General features: G+C 63.1%; 14 protein-coding genes and 1 tRNA gene. 9 read left to right on the top strand and 6 right to left on the bottom strand.

Annotated features, from left to right (window positions below):
- Positions 1-28: 28 nt before the first annotated feature.
- Entirely contained in the window at positions 29-667 is a 639-nt protein-coding gene (locus YU3_RS0104730) for a 2-dehydro-3-deoxy-phosphogluconate aldolase (protein WP_027165165.1), read from the top strand.
- Positions 668-676: 9 nt separating this feature from the next.
- Here the strand turns inward: YU3_RS0104730 and YU3_RS36000 are convergent, their stop codons facing one another.
- From YU3_RS36000 to YU3_RS0104745, 3 genes are all read right to left on the bottom strand, one after another.
- Positions 677-1,015: an SDR family NAD(P)-dependent oxidoreductase gene (locus tag YU3_RS36000; protein ID WP_245273422.1), complete on the bottom strand. Its 339-nt coding sequence runs from the start codon at positions 1,013-1,015 to the stop codon at positions 677-679.
- Positions 1,016-1,149: 134 nt separating this feature from the next.
- Complete coding sequence (locus YU3_RS36005; RefSeq protein ID WP_198021633.1) at positions 1,150-2,703, bottom strand: vanadium-dependent haloperoxidase; 1,554 nt, start codon at positions 2,701-2,703, stop codon at positions 1,150-1,152.
- Positions 2,704-2,940: 237 nt separating this feature from the next.
- Positions 2,941-3,690, bottom strand: coding sequence for an SDR family oxidoreductase (locus YU3_RS0104745; RefSeq protein ID WP_027165166.1), 750 nt, complete (start codon positions 3,688-3,690; stop codon positions 2,941-2,943).
- 203 nt (positions 3,691-3,893) lie between these two features.
- Between YU3_RS0104745 and YU3_RS0104750 the strand changes: the two genes are divergently transcribed.
- Positions 3,894-4,787, top strand: a complete 894-nt coding sequence (locus tag YU3_RS0104750; RefSeq protein WP_027165167.1) for an AraC family transcriptional regulator — start codon at positions 3,894-3,896, stop codon at positions 4,785-4,787.
- A 114-nt stretch (positions 4,788-4,901) separates the two neighbouring features.
- Here the strand turns inward: YU3_RS0104750 and YU3_RS0104755 are convergent.
- The 3 genes from YU3_RS0104755 to YU3_RS0104765 all read right to left on the bottom strand — a co-directional run bounded on the left by YU3_RS0104755 (position 4,902) and on the right by YU3_RS0104765 (position 8,836).
- A tRNA-Gln gene (locus YU3_RS0104755) sits at positions 4,902-4,975 on the bottom strand.
- Between the two features lie 74 nt (positions 4,976-5,049).
- Positions 5,050-6,909, bottom strand: coding sequence for a DUF882 domain-containing protein (locus YU3_RS0104760; protein WP_027165168.1), 1,860 nt, complete (start codon positions 6,907-6,909; stop codon positions 5,050-5,052).
- Between the two features lie 379 nt (positions 6,910-7,288).
- Complete coding sequence (locus YU3_RS0104765; protein ID WP_027165169.1) at positions 7,289-8,836, bottom strand: sigma-54 dependent transcriptional regulator; 1,548 nt, start codon at positions 8,834-8,836, stop codon at positions 7,289-7,291.
- A 160-nt stretch (positions 8,837-8,996) separates the two neighbouring features.
- Here YU3_RS0104765 and YU3_RS0104770 point away from each other — a divergent pair, with 160 nt between their 5' ends.
- The 7 genes from YU3_RS0104770 (at position 8,997) to YU3_RS0104800 (ending at position 16,811) form a co-directional block, all read left to right on the top strand.
- A complete protein-coding gene (locus YU3_RS0104770) occupies positions 8,997-10,835 on the top strand; it encodes a M3 family oligoendopeptidase (protein WP_027165170.1) in 1,839 nt (612 codons plus the stop codon).
- A gap of 352 nt (positions 10,836-11,187) precedes the next feature.
- Positions 11,188-11,892 (top strand): NADH dehydrogenase, encoded by a 705-nt coding sequence (locus YU3_RS0104775; protein ID WP_027165171.1) that lies wholly within the window; start codon positions 11,188-11,190, stop codon positions 11,890-11,892.
- 158 nt (positions 11,893-12,050) lie between these two features.
- The gene (locus YU3_RS0104780; protein ID WP_027165172.1) at positions 12,051-13,196 is read left to right on the top strand and encodes an aminodeoxychorismate synthase component I; all 1,146 of its coding nucleotides are present in this window, start codon (positions 12,051-12,053) and stop codon (positions 13,194-13,196) included.
- Complete coding sequence (locus YU3_RS0104785) at positions 13,145-13,807, top strand: aminotransferase class IV family protein (RefSeq protein WP_036257975.1); 663 nt, start codon at positions 13,145-13,147, stop codon at positions 13,805-13,807. Before YU3_RS0104780 ends, YU3_RS0104785 begins: the two co-directional genes overlap by 52 nt.
- Positions 13,808-13,846: 39 nt before the next feature.
- Complete coding sequence (locus tag YU3_RS0104790; protein ID WP_027165174.1) at positions 13,847-14,770, top strand: DUF3445 domain-containing protein; 924 nt, start codon at positions 13,847-13,849, stop codon at positions 14,768-14,770.
- Positions 14,771-14,907: 137 nt separating this feature from the next.
- Positions 14,908-16,353, top strand: a complete 1,446-nt coding sequence (locus tag YU3_RS0104795; protein ID WP_027165175.1) for a homospermidine synthase — start codon at positions 14,908-14,910, stop codon at positions 16,351-16,353.
- Positions 16,354-16,439: 86 nt separating this feature from the next.
- Entirely contained in the window at positions 16,440-16,811 is a 372-nt protein-coding gene (locus YU3_RS0104800; RefSeq protein ID WP_027165176.1) for a hypothetical protein, read from the top strand.
- Positions 16,812-16,939: the final 128 nt, after the last annotated feature.

Here is a 16,939-nt window from a genome sequence, read left to right on the forward strand (position 1 = left end):
TGAAATCGATTGAAATGGAGATCAGCAAATGACCAGCAAGACCGAAAAGCTCCTGTCGCTTCTCAATGGTCAGCCGGTTATCCCGGTGCTCAAGATCGCCAATGTCGCGGACGCGGTGCCGCTAGCCCGCGCTTTGTCACGTGGCGGCCTGCGGGCTATCGAGATCACATTGCGCACGGCCGATGCGCTGGAAGCGATCCGCCGCGTCGCCGCCGAGGTCGAGGACGCAGTCGTCGGCGCCGGCACCATTCTCGATGCCAAGCAATTCGATGAAGCCGCCGCCGCCGGTTCGAAGTTCATCGTCAGCCCGGGCATCACCAGCCAGCTTCTCGACGCGGCCAAGGACAGCCCGGTGCCGCTGCTGCCCGGCGCCATCACGCCCGGCGAGATCATGGCGGCGCGCGAGGCCGGCCTGCGCTTCCTGAAATTCTTCCCGGCCGAGCAGTCAGGCGGCATCGCCTCGCTGAAGGCTTTCGCCTCGCCGCTGGCGGACGTGAAATTCTGCCCGACCGGCGGTATCACGGCCAGGAACGCCGCCGATTATCTGAGCCTGCCCAATGTCATCTGTGTCGGCGGCTCCTGGGTCGCGCCGGACGATCTCATCAAGGCCGGCAAGTGGGACGAGATCGAAGCGCTGGCGCGTGGGGCGAGCAAGCTCGCCAAGTAGCTTAGTTGCTCACCAGGGTAACTGACCGTTCTCATCAAAATAGCCGCCCGTCGGTCCGCCGGGCTCCAGCGTCGCCAGCCGCACGATGACCTCGGCTGCCTGCTGCACGGTGCGGCCGCCTCTATGCGCGTTGAGGTCCGTCGCGGTGTAGCCGGGAGCGGCGGCATTGACCATGACGCCGTGCGGCGCGAGTTCCCGGGCGAAGGCCAGCGTGATGGCGTTGAGCGCGGTCTTCGAACTGCCATAGCCCATGACATTGGGCGATTGGCTGTTGCCGGCCGCGCGCGCCAGCGATCCGAGATAGCTGCTGACCATGACGATGCGGGCAGCGGGTGGTGTCAGGAGCACGCCGGGTTGGCGCCGAAGGGCATGAAGCGGCCGGCGACGCAGTGGGTCAAGCGGGGCTTGATAGGGCGCGTCAAACACCTGCGTGGCGAGGACGGTCTACGCCACGCATCGCTTCAGAATTTCTGGGAAGAAGACTAGGTCCCGAAAGAGTTCTCAACTACAAACTTGCCGACATTTCGCCCCAAAGCGATCCCGTCCTCTCCATCATATCGCCAATGGACACCAAGCCACACACGACTGAATGCATTCTCGAACTCGGCATCTTCCAGGGCGACGAAGGACAAAGGCAGGTAGGGTCGGTTGGCCTTATCGTGGATTCCCTTGTGTTTTCCATTGAACTCGTCCGAAACCAAAACGAACGGGGTATCGTCGCCGGTATCGGGGAAGATCAACCTCAACGCAGTAAACAACGCCCCACCGAATGTAGCGTGCCCGGACGGATATGCGGGAAAGGGCGGGGTAAAATTACTTTTTATTGAATCGGTATTAGGCGATCCAAGAGGCTCCCAAGTGGGATCGGGCACGTTGGATGTGTCCCCACCCATTCCGGTCCATTGTATGCCAGTGACAGGCCGCCAAAAGCGGTGGTGATATTTCGAGTCCCAAGCGGCGATTGCGGCATCCGCCATCACTGTATTGCAAAGCGCGAATACCCGGGAAAGCTCTAGGGCATCGGATATTTTCTTGTCATTTGTAATTGTTCGTATCAGTTGATTATACAACCGGGGCGGCGCGCAAAGATTAGGCGTTCCGTCATACCCCCAGAAGATCGCGCGAAACGTTTCGCCTTTTCGGCGTGAGGTGTCAGCAGGGTACTCCCCTTTTCGTCCGATGTCCTTCACCTCGTTGAAGGCCTTGATGTATTTTTCGTCGGTGAGGTTTGGTGGATCAGACAATCGGAACTGGTCCGCCTTGGAGAGCACAAATGGCTTCACGGTCGGCCATTTGGCCCCCAACGCTGTCTCGATTTTGCTGACAGGATCGATCGACCATTTGCGTGGCCCGTCGTCGACTGGCAAGTCTTTAAAGTTGATTTCCGTGTGATCACTCCCGTCGCCATCTCGCATCTCGATGATCGACTTTGCAGCCGCTTGACCAACCTTCTGGCCTGCCTGGGTGGCTTTAACATCCACGGTGTTCGAAATTCGCGCGATGTCGCGATCGAAGAGGCCTTTGGGGTCGTCTTTCTTGAACGGGTAAAGGTGTCGCATTGCATCATATGCGGCTTGTGTGATTGCCGCGTCGATCGACGCCCCTGCTTCGGGTGTGGCCGTGGCACTGTACCCTGTGTAGCCCTTATATTTTTTTGAGAATGCGTTCGCCGCTTCAAAGACAGCAATCTGGATTATTGCCATGGCATACGACGCCCGGTGGGGGCCGAGTTGTTCGCCAAATCTCCTTGGGTCCGGTTTCTGCGACGGATCGCTACCCTCCGGCAATTGTGCAGGAGGGGTATGATCCGTAGCAGATAAGTTAAGAGCGACGTTATTCCAATAATATACCCGATCCAACGGCCCTTCTGGGTCACCTGCGAAGTCTGTTACAGCAAGTAATTGCCGATCCATACCCGGTTGAACGGATAGTAACTCTTCAAATTCCTTGCGACTCTCATCGCTAAGATGAATTTTCTGGGCATTTGACGTCTCTGTTGCTGCAGCAACAAATCCTGCTGCGGCCGAAAACTTCATAAAGTCTCGCCTGTCCATTACGGAAACCCTCCCATCTAAATATATCCCAAGATAATTGAACGATACTTCTTTTCAAAAAGCAATAGCTAATATGCTGAGGCTCCGGGGTGATTTTGCGTTCGGTGTATAATCGCGAAGCAAGGTAGCGCGCCGGACGATCTCATCAAGGCCGGCAAGTGGGACGAGATCGAAGCGCTGGCGCGTGGGGCGAGCAAGCTCGCCAAGTAGCTTAGTTGCTCACCAGGGTAACTGACCGTTCTCATCAAAATAGCCGCCCGTCGGTCCGCCGGGCTCCAGCGTCGCCAGCCGCACGATGACCTCGGCTGCCTGCTGCACCGTACGGCCGCCTCTGTGTGCATTGAGGTCCGTCGCGGTGTAGCCGGGGGCGGCGGCATTGACCATGACGCCGCGTGGCGCGAGCTCCCTGGCGAAGGCCAGCATTATGGCGTTGAGCGCCGTCTTCGAGCTGCCATAGCCCATGACATTGGGCGATTGGCTGTTGCCGGCCGCGCGCGCCAGCGATCCGAGATAGCTGCTGACCATGACGATGCGGGCAGCCGATGATGCCAAAAGCAGCGGCAGGAAGGCCTGGGTGACCCGCACCGGACCGAAGAGGTTGACGTCAAAGGTGGCTTTCATATCCGCGACATCCTCGCGGCTGGGTGGCCGCTCATAGCGGCCGTCCGGGCCGAGCGCATCGACATAGCCAGGAGCGATGCCGGCGTTGTTGACCAGCACGTCCAGGCCAGGCACCCGCGCCGCGACAGCTTTGGCCGCGCCCGCCGCGCTGTCGTCGCTGGCGACGTCGAGCGCAAGCCACTCGACGTCGAGCCCTTCATCGCGCAGCGCCTGTGCCGCGGTCTCGCCGCGCTCGGGATCGCGAGCGCCGAGCCACACCTTGTATCCCATCGCGGCCAGCCGCCGGGCTGTCTCGAGTCCGATGCCCTTATTGGCGCCGGTCACCAGCGCATTTTTCTGTGTTGCCATATCCTTTGTCTCCTTTGCAGAGCCTGGAAATGACGTGGAACTGCCGATTTTACGCGCCGGAAGCTCTCATGCTCTTGCCCAATCCTCTCTGGTGCGCGTCTTCGCGTCACCGGCGCGCGCTTGCGCGTCACCGGCGCGCGTCTTCGCGTCGCCTGGGCTTGCGCGTCGTTGCGCGGCCCACAGGGATCGGCAATGCTGCAACGATGAATGAAGCACTGCGGGAATTGATCGCGATTGCCAGCCGGCATGCACGCGGGCGGCGGACGAGGACGGCTGTCCCGCGCGTCACGATCGGCCGCAGCGAGGTTCCGACGCCACCGCTGCCGGAGCTTTGCCAGCCGACCGTGCTGTTTGTGCTGCAAGGGACCAAAACGGTGCTGATCGGCGACCGCACGCTTGCCTATAGCGCCGGCAGCTATTTCGTCTATGCGGTGGAGACGCCCGCGACCAGTCAGTTGATCGAGGCCAGCAGCGCCCGGCCCTACATGGCCGTCGCCTTCGCCCTCGACGTCGAGTTGATCGCCAGCCTGCTTATCGACCACAGATCGGCTGTCGGCGGCGACAGCTTCGTCACCAATTCCGCCGACGACGAACTGCTCGACGCCTGGCGCCGGATGCTGCGCTTGCTTGACCGGCCGGCCGAAATTCCGGTGCTTGCGCCCATGCTCGAACGGGAGATCGCATTCCGGCTATTGCAAGGCCCGCAAGGCGAGAAGCTGCGTCAGCTCGCACATGCCGACGGGCGCCTGTCGCGGATCCGCCGCGCCACCGCCTGGATCCGGGCGCATTACAACGAGCCGATCGATGTGACGGAGCTGGCCGCGCTGTCGCATATGAGCAACGCCGCGTTTCATCGCCACTTCAAGGCGGCGACGGCCATGAGTCCGATCCAGTATCAGAAGCAGCTGCGTCTGCTGGAGGCGCGGCATCTGCTGATCGCGCAACCGGGCAATGCCGCGCATGTCGCCTTCACCGTCGGCTACGAAAGCGCTTCCCAATTCAGCCGGGAATATGCGCGCCAGTTCGGACTGCCGCCCGCGCGCGACGCCGCGCGGCTTCTTGCCAGAGGCGAAGCGGCCACGCTGGAAGTCGACTGAACCATCTCACGCGGCATGAAAAACCCGGCCGGCTTGCGCCGACCGGGCCAATGGCTTGGCATTCAATTATCCGCAGACTTTGACCTTCTCGGTGACCGTCAGGTCGTGGTCGGCTGGTTCCCGCTCATGGATTCGAACCACGATTCACGCCTTCAAAGGGCGCTGTCCTACCATTAGACGAAGCGGGAATATGGGTGGCCTCATGATGCCATGGCAAAAACAAAGCCGCCAACGCGGCTTTGCGGCGGCCAGGCTGATCCGCTTACTTCGTTTGGAAGCGCGCGACCGAGAGGAACTTCACCGCGTTGCCGGTGAAACGACTTGCGTCGGGCACCTGGTCATCCGCCTGGAAGCCGGCCGTATAGACCTCGCTCGGCGGGGTGTGCACGATGTTGTAGGCATAGCGCGGTGCCGTCGTCGGATCCGAAACCGTGGCGATGTTCACGCCGGCGCCCAACGCCCAGCGCGCGGCCTGCGGCACCGCCGCCACCACCATGGCCTTCGGTTCCGGCTTCAGGTCGTGAGCAGACGCCCTGGCCTCCTTGCGCGTCGTCTTCACCCCGGCGCCGATCGCTTGCGCGGGATCGCTGCCTGCCGGAAGGGCGGCGATGGCCTGGCGCGGCGAGGCCGCATCGACGCCTGACGGATCGTTGAATGCCGAGCGCGGCTCCGGTTCGGTCAGCGATGCGAGCTGGTATTCGGCGCCGGCTCCACCGGCCTCCACCGTCGCATTGGCCTGTTCGAGAACGGCCTTGATCTCATCCTGCTTGCCGGGCTGCGGCTTGGCGGCCGGCAGCACGGAGAACGCATCGGTCGCGCGCTTGTCCTGCGACGCGGTTTCGGCCAGCGCCATAAGCACGTTCCTGTCCTTCGGCGCCAGTTCGGCCGGCGTCGAGCGGTCAGGACGCCAGGTCGGCAGCGGAATGTTGTTGACCGCCACCTGCGCCGGATCGTTCGCGGCGTCTGCCGCGCTGGCTGTGCCGAACGGAACCTTGTCCGGCGCGGGCGCCTGGGCGGTCGAAACCGCTTGCACCGTCGTCGCCGAGGCATCCGCCATGGCAAACGGGACATTCTGCGGTGCCTGCTGGCCGACATCGGCCTTCGGGCGCGGCGCGAAGTCGGGCAGCGGGATTTCCTTGGGCGGCAGCGCGGCGATGATCGTCTCCGGCGTATCCTGCTGCGGCTGCGAATCGTCGGCGCTGTCATCCGCGATCTGCGGGATGTTGGCGCGCCTGGCATCCTTCGGCGAGACAATCGCGATGCCCGGAAGATTGCTGTTGCGCGCTGTGGCTGCGGTAGCGACCTGGACCTGCTTCACGGCCTTGGCCTGAGGCGCAGCGCCGCCATCACCGGTATCCGCGTCGTCATCGGCCTCGTCGGCGCCACCGCCGAACCAGGCGGCAAGCAGGCCGCCGGAGCGCTTGGTCGCGCCACCGGCGCTGGCCAGTTCGATGTTCGGGGTACCGGAGCCCTTGCGCGCCTGATAAGCCGCCACCGCTTGCTCATAGCCGGGCAGCGGGCGCCCGTCGCTCGGGACATGCAGCGTCTTGCCGTTCGGGAACAGGCTGACCAGTTCCTGACGGCTGATGCCCGGCCAATGGCGCACATTGCCGACATCCATGTGGACGAAGGGCGAGCCGGAGGTCGGGTAATAGCCGACGCCACCGCCCTGCATCTTGAGGCCGATGTTGCGCAGCTTCTTCAGCGGCACGCCGGGAATGTAGAAATCCATTGCCTTGCCGAGCATATGCTGGCTCTTCTCGGCGACGCCACGACTGCGCGAACGCAACAGCGCGTTGGTCGACGGCGAGCGATAGCCGCAGACGACCTGGATGTAGTCGGTCGCGCCGCTTTCGCGATAGGCTTCCCAGACGAGGTCGAGCAGCCGCGGGTCCATCTTGGTGGGTTCGTTGCGGCGCCAGTCGCGCAGGATGATGTTGATCTTGCGCAGGCCTTCCTGAACGTAGCGGCCATTGCGCTTGTAGACGATCTCGGCTTTTTCGTGCGTGTGCAGGTGATAGAGCTTGAGCGTACGAACTTCGGCCCGGGCGCCTGGTGTCGCCGCGGACAGAAACCCGACGGCCAAAATCACGAACGTCAGCCACCTCGGCCAGACGCTCATGTGAAAATGCCGCCCGTCTTTGTGTCGTTCGACTTTGTTCAAATCAAATGGCCTTGCAGGCTGCCGTTTGTCCCCGGATTTGACCAAACGGATGCGTCGTTTTCACATCCGAATATCGATCCTAATGGTTAATCATCGTTTATTGAAGCCGAAATGCGGTAACACCGTGGCGATATCCCGTCAAAAATGATGCACAGCATTTCGTGGTAAACCGCTGGTTTAGATCACGAATCCGGCCTCGGCCAGAACACGATCTGTTACCGTTAGCGTTAATGCGTGATCCTCAGCAAGGTCAACCGCTGAAAACCCGGGGCTTTCACGTCAAAAGCGACAATTTGACTCGGATTTTAAGCGGGCAAGCTGGTTCGTGGCTTGCCAGTCATGAGGCAAGCCGGTCGACGCGGCCAGCTTCAGGATCAATGCCATATTCCTTCAACTTGCGGTAGAGCGTCGAGCGGCCGATGCCCAAGCGGCGGGCAACCTCGCTCATCTGGCCGTTGTAATGGTCGATCGCAAGCTTGATCATCTCTAGTTCGACGTCGGCCAGCGCCCGCACATTGCCGCGCTCGTCGAGCGCCCGAAGCGTTCCGGAACGCGGCTGCAGCCTGGCGGGCGCCTCGCTGTCGAACAAGGCAGCCCCCATTGCGTCGGCAACAGTCTCGTCCGCTTGCCGGGACGCGTCCGCGGTTGTTTCGGCGATGGCGGATGCCGGTTCTGCTTCGAGATGTACCGTTCCTTCCACCTGCGCCCGGATCTGCGGGAACTCCTCTTCGGTCAGCACGTCGCCCTCGGCAAGCACAGACGCCCTGAAGACGGCATTCTCCAACTGGCGGATGTTGCCCGGCCAGTCATAGGCCTGCAGCATCGCAAGCGCTTGCGCCGATATGCCGGAAAGGCGGCGGCGCGGATCGGTCGGAGCGACCTTTTCCATGAAGTGCCGGACAAGGTGGGGAATGTCGTCGCGGCGATCGCGCAGCGGCGGCACGAAGATCGGATAGACGTTCAGCCGGTAGAACAGGTCCTCGCGGAACTTGCCGTCCTTGACCTGCTGCAGAAGGTTGCGGTGCGTGGCCGAGATCAGCCTTATATCGACCTTGACGGTCGAGCGGCCGCCGACCGGATCGACCTCGCCTTCCTGCACGGCGCGCAGCAGCTTGACCTGGACGTCGATCGGCAGATCGCCGATCTCGTCGAGGAACAGCGTGCCGGAATTCGCCTCGACGAATTTGCCGGTATGCTTGTCGGTGGCGCCCGTGAAGGAGCCTTTCTCGTGGCCGAACAGGATCGATTCGACCAGATTGTCCGGGATCGCGCCGCAATTGACGGTGACGAACGGCCTTGAGCGGCGATCGCCGCTGCCCTGGATAGCGCGCGCCACCAGTTCCTTGCCGACGCCGGACTCGCCCTCGATCAGGATCGGGATGTTGGAGGCCGCCGCTTTCTGCCCGAGGCGTATCACCCGGTCCATTGCCGGGCTGCGCGTGATCATGTCCTTGAAGGTGAGATGGCCGCCGCCGCGTCGCCGCGATACGCGCTTCATCTCGTCCTCGACGGCCTCCACCTTGAGCGCGTTGGAGATCGAGGTCTGCAGCCTGTCGGGCGATGCCGGCTTGACGACGAAGTCGAAGGCGCCGTGCCGCATCGCCGAGACGACCGTCTCGATGCCGCCTTGGGCCGTCTGCACGATGACGGGAATGTTGATGGCGCGCTCGCGCATCGCCTTCAGCACGCCGATGCCGTCGAGGCCGGGCATGACAAGGTCGAGAATGACGACGGAGACCTCGCGCCCGTTTGGCCCGTCGAGCACGTCGAGGCCCGCGTCACCGCTATCCGCGACGATCGCGGTGTGGCCGAACTTGGTCAGCGCGGCCTCGACCAGCCTGCGCTGGACCGGATCGTCATCGACTATGAGTATGGAACCTGTCATGACTGTTTGAGTCGTCCGCCCGAGAAAATCCCCATGGATCATCTTGGCACAGGGTTCTAAATAAGGTTTCAAAAAACCCGGTGAACGAATTCCTTAGGATTTGACCGGCTTCTCCTTTCCCCTTGATTCTGGCCCGTTGGTTCCAAAAAAGGTGTTGTTGATGCGCATGATGCATGGTCGGCGGCTTGCAGCGACGGCGTCGGGACAGGGCGCAGCGGAGCTTGGCGACCTGCCGGAGTGGAATCTCGCCGATCTCTATTCCGGCATGGAAGCGCCCGAGTTGAAGCGCGACATCGCCAAGGTGGCCAGCGACGCCATCGACTTCGAAACCCGCTGGAAAGGCACGCTGGCCGCGGAAGCCGGGCGCGGCGGCGCCGGCCGGCTCGGCGAGGCGCTGAAAGCCTATGAGGCGCTTGAGGAACTGATCGGCCGCATCGTCTCGTATGCCGGCCTCGTCTATGCCGGCAACACCGCCGATCCGCAGCGCGCCAAGCTCTACGGCGACGTCCAGGAAAAGATGACGGACGCCAGCGCGCATCTTCTGTTCTTCGCGCTCGAGCTCAACCTGATCGACGACGCGGCGATCGAGAGCGCTTTAGCCGCCGACAAGGCTTTCGGCCATTACCGGCCCTGGGTGCTCGACCTCCGAAAGGACAAACCCTACCAGCTCGAGGACCGCGTCGAGCAGTTGTTCCACGAAAAGTCTGTCACCGGACGCGGCGCCTGGAATCGTTTGTTCGACGAGACGATGACCGACCTTCGTTTCGACGTCGACGGCGAGGAACTGACGCTTGAGCCGGCGCTCAACCGTTTGCAGGACGCCAATGGCGAGGTGCGCCGCCGGGCTTCCGAGGCACTCGCCGCGACCTTCCGCAAGAGCCTGCGCACCTTCACGCTCATCACCAACACTTTGGCCAAGGACAAGGAAATCTCCGACCGCTGGCGCGGCTTTCAGGATATCGCCGACTCGCGCCACCTCGCCAACCGCGTCGAGCGCGATGTGGTCGACGCGCTGGCCGCGGCCGTGCGCGAGGCCTATCCGCGGCTTTCGCATCGCTACTACGCGATGAAGGCGCGCTGGCTCGGCATGGAGGTGATGAACCACTGGGACCGCAACGCGCCGCTGCCGGAGACGCCGCAGGCGGTGATCAGCTGGGACAACGCCAGGGACACGGTGCTCTCGGCCTACCAGCGCTTCTCACCGGACATGGCCGAAATCGCGCGCGGCTTTTTCGATCGCAGATGGATCGACGCGCCGGTGCGCCCGGGCAAGTCACCCGGCGCCTTCGCCCACCCGACGGTGCCGTCGGCGCATCCTTACGTGCTGCTCAACTATATGGGCAAGCCGCGCGATGTGATGACGCTGGCGCATGAGCTCGGCCATGGCGTGCACCAGGTGCTGGCCGCCGGCCAGGGCGCGCTGATGGCCTCGACGCCGCTGACGCTGGCCGAAACGGCCTCGGTCTTCGGCGAGATGCTGACCTTCCGCTCGCTGCTCGAACACACCAGCGACAAACGCGAACGCAAGGCCATGCTCGCCCAGAAGGTCGAGGACATGATCAACACTGTCGTGCGCCAGATCGCCTTCTACGAATTCGAGCGCAAGGTGCATGCAGAGCGCAAGAATGGCGAGCTGACGTCGGACAGGCTCGGCGAATTCTGGCTGGAGGTGCAGGCCGAGAGCCTGGGGCCGGCGATCAAGCTGCGCGAGGGCTACGAGGTCTTCTGGACCTATATCCCGCACTTCATCCACTCGCCTTTTTACGTCTATGCCTATGCCTTCGGCGATTGCCTGGTGAATTCGCTCTACGCCGTCTACCAGAATGCCGAGCATGGGTTTCAGGAGAAGTATTTCGAGATGCTGCGCGCCGGCGGCACGAAACATCACTCCGAACTCCTGGCGCCCTTCGGCCTCGACGCCACCGATCCGGCTTTCTGGCAGATTGGCCTTGGCGTGATCGGTTCGTTGATCGACGAGTTGGAGGCGCTCGACAAGTGACAGCAACCAGGCAGCGAGCATCGGTCACAATAGTTTAGCCGTGGCGCATATTAGCGACGATCTATTCTTGCTCTAAATAGCTGTTCTTGAATAACTCTCCGAGCGTTTTTCAACTGGCTTTCGACAAACCATATGATAGCGTCCGGCCTCAAGCTCAGCCGGACGCATCGCGCAGGCCAGAGGTGGCTGGCGCGGCGCTAAGGCGAATGCGATGATGGCCGTCGGCCCGGACAAGGCTGAACGCCGATGGCTCGATGGAAGCCGGTGGTTCCGCCGACCACGGAACCTTTGATGATCCTCGCGGCAAGCTCGCCTTCCGGGCCTCGGCCGACAGATCGGACTGGAGAGAGAAATGAGCACTTTCTTCTACATGCTGCTGGCGTTCGTTGTGGGTATCCTGGTTGGCTGGTTCCTCTGGGGCCGCCTGCGCGGCGAGCTCGACAACCTGCGTGGCGATCTCGATCGCACGCGGAGCGAGCGCGACAGGCTGCGCGCCGATAGCGATCGGTTGAAGGGCGAGCTCGATGCTTGCGGCCGCGCTCGCGCCGATCTCGAAAGCCGGCTGCGTGACGCGCCGGCCGCCAAGGCTGGCGCCGGCAAGGCCGCGGCGCCCGCGCCGGCGGCGCTGATGTCGACCCCGGCAGCCGCGACATCCGCCGCTCCGGCGAAGTCGGCCGCCGCGAAGAAGCCGGCCGCAACAAAGACTGCGGCAGCGCCGAAGCCTGCGGCCAAGAAAGTCGCGCCAAAGAAGGCGGCAGCGCCAGCGGCAAAGAAAGCGGCCGCGCCGCAGGCCGCATCCAGCAAGGCCGACAATCTGCGCCGCTTGATCGGCATCGGTCCGGTCAACGAAAGGCTGCTCAAGGGCCAGGGCGTCACCACCTACGCCCAGATCGCCGCCTGGACCGACGCCGACGTCAAGCGCATCGAGGAGGTGCTCAATTTTGACGGTCGCATCGCGCGCGAAAAATGGATCGAGCAGGCGAAATTGCTCGCCTCCGGCGACGAGACCGAATTCGCCCGCCAATTCCCGACGGCCGGAACCGCAAGCAACACTTGAGCAATCAGCCAGGTTGGCAGAAAGACGGCCTCCTCACGGAGCGCCGTCTTTGTTTTGGGCCAGTCACCTTTGCGCCGCCCGACGCCGTTCCCTCGATTGCGCCTCGGCGAGCCCCCATATAGAGCGGTCGACGGCGCTCTTGTCCGCATCCGAGGCTCATGTCCCTGCCCGCAGCTATTTTCCGCAACGACGCGACCGCTCGTCAACTGGTCTTCGACAGCCCGGATGAGGTCATCGTCGCGCATGACGCCAACGAGTTCATGCCGGCGTTTGAGCGAGCGCAGGCCGCTTCGGATTCCGGCAAATGGCTGGCGGGCTATTTCTCCTACGAGGCCGGTTACCTGCTCGAGCCGAAGCTGGTGCCGCTGCTGCCCGAAGGCCGCCGCGCGCCGCTGATCTGCCTCGGCGTCTTCGATGCGCCGGTCGAACAAGCGGTGCCGCAAGAACAGGCGTCCGCCAGCAACGGCCCGATTTTCGACGCCAGGGCAACATGGTCCGCCGAGGACTATGCCGGCCGCTTCGCGCGCCTTCACAACCATATTCGCAAGGGCGATTGCTACCAGGGCAACCTCACCTTCCCGGTCCGTGCGCAATGGTCCGGCGATCCGTTCGCCGCCTTCGACGCGCTGACCGAACGCCAGCCGGTGAAATATGGCGCATTGGTCTCGCTCGGCGACCCGATCGTCTTGTCGCGCTCGCCCGAATTGTTCTTCGAGATCGATGCCGACGGCATGATCGAGACGCACCCGATGAAGGGTACCGCGCCGCGCGGCGCGACCAAGGCTGAAGATGCGAAGCTGAAAGCCTTCCTGCGCAACGACGAAAAAAACCAGGCCGAGAATCGGATGATCGTCGACCTTTTGCGCAACGATATCTCGCTGATCAGCGAAGTCGGCACGCTGGCCGTGCCGGAACTGTTCCGCATCGAAACCTATCCGACGGTGCACCAGATGGTGAGCCGGGTGCGGGCGAAGCTGTTGCCAGACATCGGCATCCGCCAGGTCTTTGCCGCGCTCTTTCCCTGCGGCTCGATCACCGGCGCGCCGAAAATCCGCGCCATGGAAATCCTGCACGAGCTGGAAGACGCACCCCGTGACGTCTATTGCGGTGCCATCGGCTGGATCGCGCCTGGCGGCAGGATGCGTTTTTCGGTGGCGATCCGCACCATCTCGCTCTTTGCCGACGGCGAGGCCGTCTACAATGTCGGCGGCGGCGTCGTCTTCGATTCCACCGCCGAGGAGGAGTATAAGGAGTGTCTTCTGAAAGCACGCTTCGCGACAGGGACGGTGCCGGCTTCGAACTGATCGAGACCATGCGCTGGGAGCCAGGCTCGGGCTTCCTGCGCTTCGAGCGCCACCTTGCGAGGCTTTATGCGTCCGCCGCCGAACTGGGCTTCGCCTGCGATCCCGAGCGGATCGGCGAAGTGCTTTCGAACGCCGTCAACGGGCACAGGGTTGCTTTGCGTGTGCGCCTCGCCTTGCAGCGCAATGGCGAAGCGACGGTCGCCGCTCAAGCCTATGAACCGCTTCCCGCGGACAAGGTCTGGCGGCTTCAGCTGGCTCGGATCCGTCTCGATTCCGCCAACATGCTGCTGCGCCACAAGACCAGCCGCCGCGAGGCCTACCAGCAGGCGCGGGCTGAATATCTCGTCACCCGCGCCGACGAAGTGCTTTTGGCCAACGAGCGCGGCGAACTTTGCGAGGGCACCATCACCAATGTCTTCGCCGACTTCGGCGGCGGCCCGTTCGCCACGCCTCGCCTCGACTGCGGCCTTTTGCCTGGAATATTGCGCGGCGCGCTTCTGGACGAAGGCCGCGCCGTGGAAGCGATCTACAGCTTCGATGATCTGAAGGCGGCGAAGGCGATCTTCGTCGGCAACTCGCTGCGCGGGCTGATCCCGGCGCGGCTTGGCTGACACTGAAACCGTCAGCCGTTCCTATTTTTGAGAAAAAGCATGACCATTCGCCAGCCGACCCACACGCCCTATGACGGGTCTTCAAAACTCTTCACCATCGGGCTGAAGCCGCTCGAATTCGATCGCTGGATCGAGGTCGACGAATTCCTGCTGCCGCATCTCGCCGAAAAGCAGCGGCTTTACACCCAGATCCCGCAAAAGGTCTTTGTCGCGGAAGACGGCACCCGCGACGCTCAACGCGAAGTGCTGGACCTGCTGGTCGCGCATCTCGAAGCCGCGCATCCCGGCACGCACCGCCGCGACGGCGCCGAGCCGGTTGGTTTCGAGGGGACAATCGACAGGCTGCCCCCTGCCCTGCGCGAGGCGCCGCTCGCAAGGGCTTCGCTGCTCGTCCAGGAAGACCTGATCCTGATGCGTCGCGACGATCGCGGCTGGCGGCTCGCCGCCGGCTCGCTCTGTTTCCCTTCGTCATGGTCGCTTCAGGAAAAATTCGGCAAGCCGCTGCAGGAGATCCACGCACCGGTGCCCGGCTTCGGACCCGGCACGCGGCCGGCCGATCTCATCAATCGCATGTTCGACGGCCTGCAGGGCCAGGCGGTCGAGCGCTTCAACTGGTCGATCCAGGCTGACGACTCGCTCTATCATCCGCTCTCCAACCTCGAGCGCATCGACCGCGCCACCAACCGCCCGAGCCGCTTCCCCGATGGCGACATCGACGCCCATGCCTTCATCCGCGTCGAACGCCAGACGCTGCGCAAGCTGCCTACTTCGCGCTACATCCTGTTCACCATCCGTATCCATCTCGATCCGCTCAAGGTGCTCGCTGGCCACCCGGATCTGGCAACGCTGGCCGCCTCGTTCGCGGAGCAGCTTCAGACTCTCGACCAGCAACAACTCGACTACAAAGGCCTGACCGCCGACCGCGACAGGCTGGTTGCGTTCCTCGACAGCATGGCCGGATAGGCTTAACCACGCCGCGAAGCCGGCTTGACCGGCGTTGGTGCTTTTCGCTGGTTTATGACAATGATCTGTGGTTGTAGCGCTTGGCCGTCCTGCGGAAGCGCCCGGTTTTGCATGTGTTTGAAGGAGTGCGCGAAAAAATGGCGAATGAAAACTGGCCCGTTTACGGCGAAATCACCGGTCCTGTCGTGATGATCGGCTTCGGCTCGATCGGGCGGGGAACGCTGCCGCTGATCGAGCGCCATTTCAAGTTCGACAAGTCGCGCATGGCGGTCATCGACCCGCGCGACACCGACCGCAAGCTGCTCGACGAGCGCGGCATCACCTTCGTCCAGGACGCAGTGACGAAGGAGAATTACAAGAAGCTGCTCACGCCGCTTCTCACCAATGGCGGCGGCCAGGGCTTTTGCGTCAACCTGTCGGTCGACACCGGTTCGGTGGACCTGATGAAATTGTGCCGCAAGCTCGGCGTGCTCTACATCGACACCGTCGTCGAACCGTGGCTCGGCTTCTATTTCGACGCCGAGGCCGACAATGCCAGCCGCACCAACTACGCGCTGCGCGAGGCGCTGATCAAGGAAAAGCATGACAAGCCGAGCGGCGCGACGGCGGTCTCCACCTGCGGCGCCAATCCCGGCATGGTCTCGTGGTTCGTCAAGAAGGCACTGGTCAACCTCGCCACCGATCTTGGTCTCGAGTTTTCGGAGCCCGCGCAGGAAGACCGCGAGGCCTGGGCCAAGCTGATGAAGAAGGCCGGCGTCAAGGGCATCCATATCGCCGAGCGCGACACCCAGCGCACCAAGAAGCCGAAGCCGATGGACGTGTTCTGGAACACCTGGTCGGTCGAGGGCTTCATCTCGGAAGGCTTGCAGCCGGCCGAGCTCGGCTGGGGCACGCACGAAAACTGGATGCCGAAGAACGGCAAGAAGCACAAGCACGGCTCCAAGGCGGCGATCTATCTGGAACAGCCCGGCGCCAACACGCGCGTGCGCAGCTGGTGCCCGACGCCGGGCCCGCAATACGGCCTGCTGGTGACGCATAACGAGGCGATCTCGATCGCCGACTTCTTCACCGTTCGCTCGAAGAAGGACAAGGTTCAATACCGCCCGACCTGCCACTATGCCTATCACCCCTGCAACGACGCCTTGTTGTCGCTGGACGAGATGTTCGGCGCCGTCGGCAAGCCGCAGCCAGTTCACCACGTGCTCGACGAGCACGAGCTGGTCGACGGCGTCGACGAGCTTGGCGTGCTGCTCTACGGCCACGACAAGAACGCCTATTGGTACGGCTCGCAGCTGTCGCTGGCCGAGGCGCGCAAGCTCGCCCCCTACCAGAACGCCACCGGCCTGCAAGTCACCTCCGCGGTGCTCGCGGGCATGGTCTGGGCGCTGGAGAACCCGACGGCCGGCATCGTCGAAGCCGACGAGATGGACTACCGCCGCTGCCTCGAAGTGCAGTTGCCTTATCTCGGGCCGGTCAGGGGCTATTACACCGACTGGACGCCGCTGGACCATCGTCCGGGCCTCTTCCCGGAGGACCTGGACAAGGACGACCCGTGGCAGTTCCGCAACATTCTGGTCCGATAGCGGTTCGGCCGGCGCGTCTCTGCGCCTTGCAATCGCCCGGAAATCGGGCGATTGAGTATCGGCGGACTGAGGAGAGGATTTTCAAAATGACCATTGCGCGCAAACTGCTTTCGGCAGGCGCCGCGGCAAGCCTTCTGGCTGCGGCCGCCTGCACCACCACCGGCCCTTCCGAGCCGATCGCAGCGGCGCCCAAGGGCGTCGAGGGCAACTGGATCGACGCCAAGGGCACCGGCCTATCGACCTTCGCTGCCGGCAGCTTCAACACCGTCGCGACCGATACCGGCCAGAAGCTGTCCGAGGGCAGCTACACCATGACCGGACCGACCTCGGTCGAGATCCACGGCACGTCGCTGATCCGCCAGACGCCGGTCAGCTTCAACTGCCTGATGGTCTCCACCAGCCAGCTCAACTGCACCAGCGCCAGCGGCCAGAATTTCGTGCTGACGCGCCGGGCTTGAGGGCTCGCGAATATCCAGCCGACAGGGATGGCGGCGCAGGCCGCCGTCCTTTTTTGCGCCGGCAGACATCACCCTGATTTGTACTTGCGTCGACCGGAACCCGGTGTGAACATGACCCGAAGCTGACT

The organism is Mesorhizobium sp. WSM3224 (genome assembly GCF_000427725.1).
Classification (GTDB): Bacteria; Pseudomonadota; Alphaproteobacteria; order Rhizobiales; family Rhizobiaceae; genus Mesorhizobium.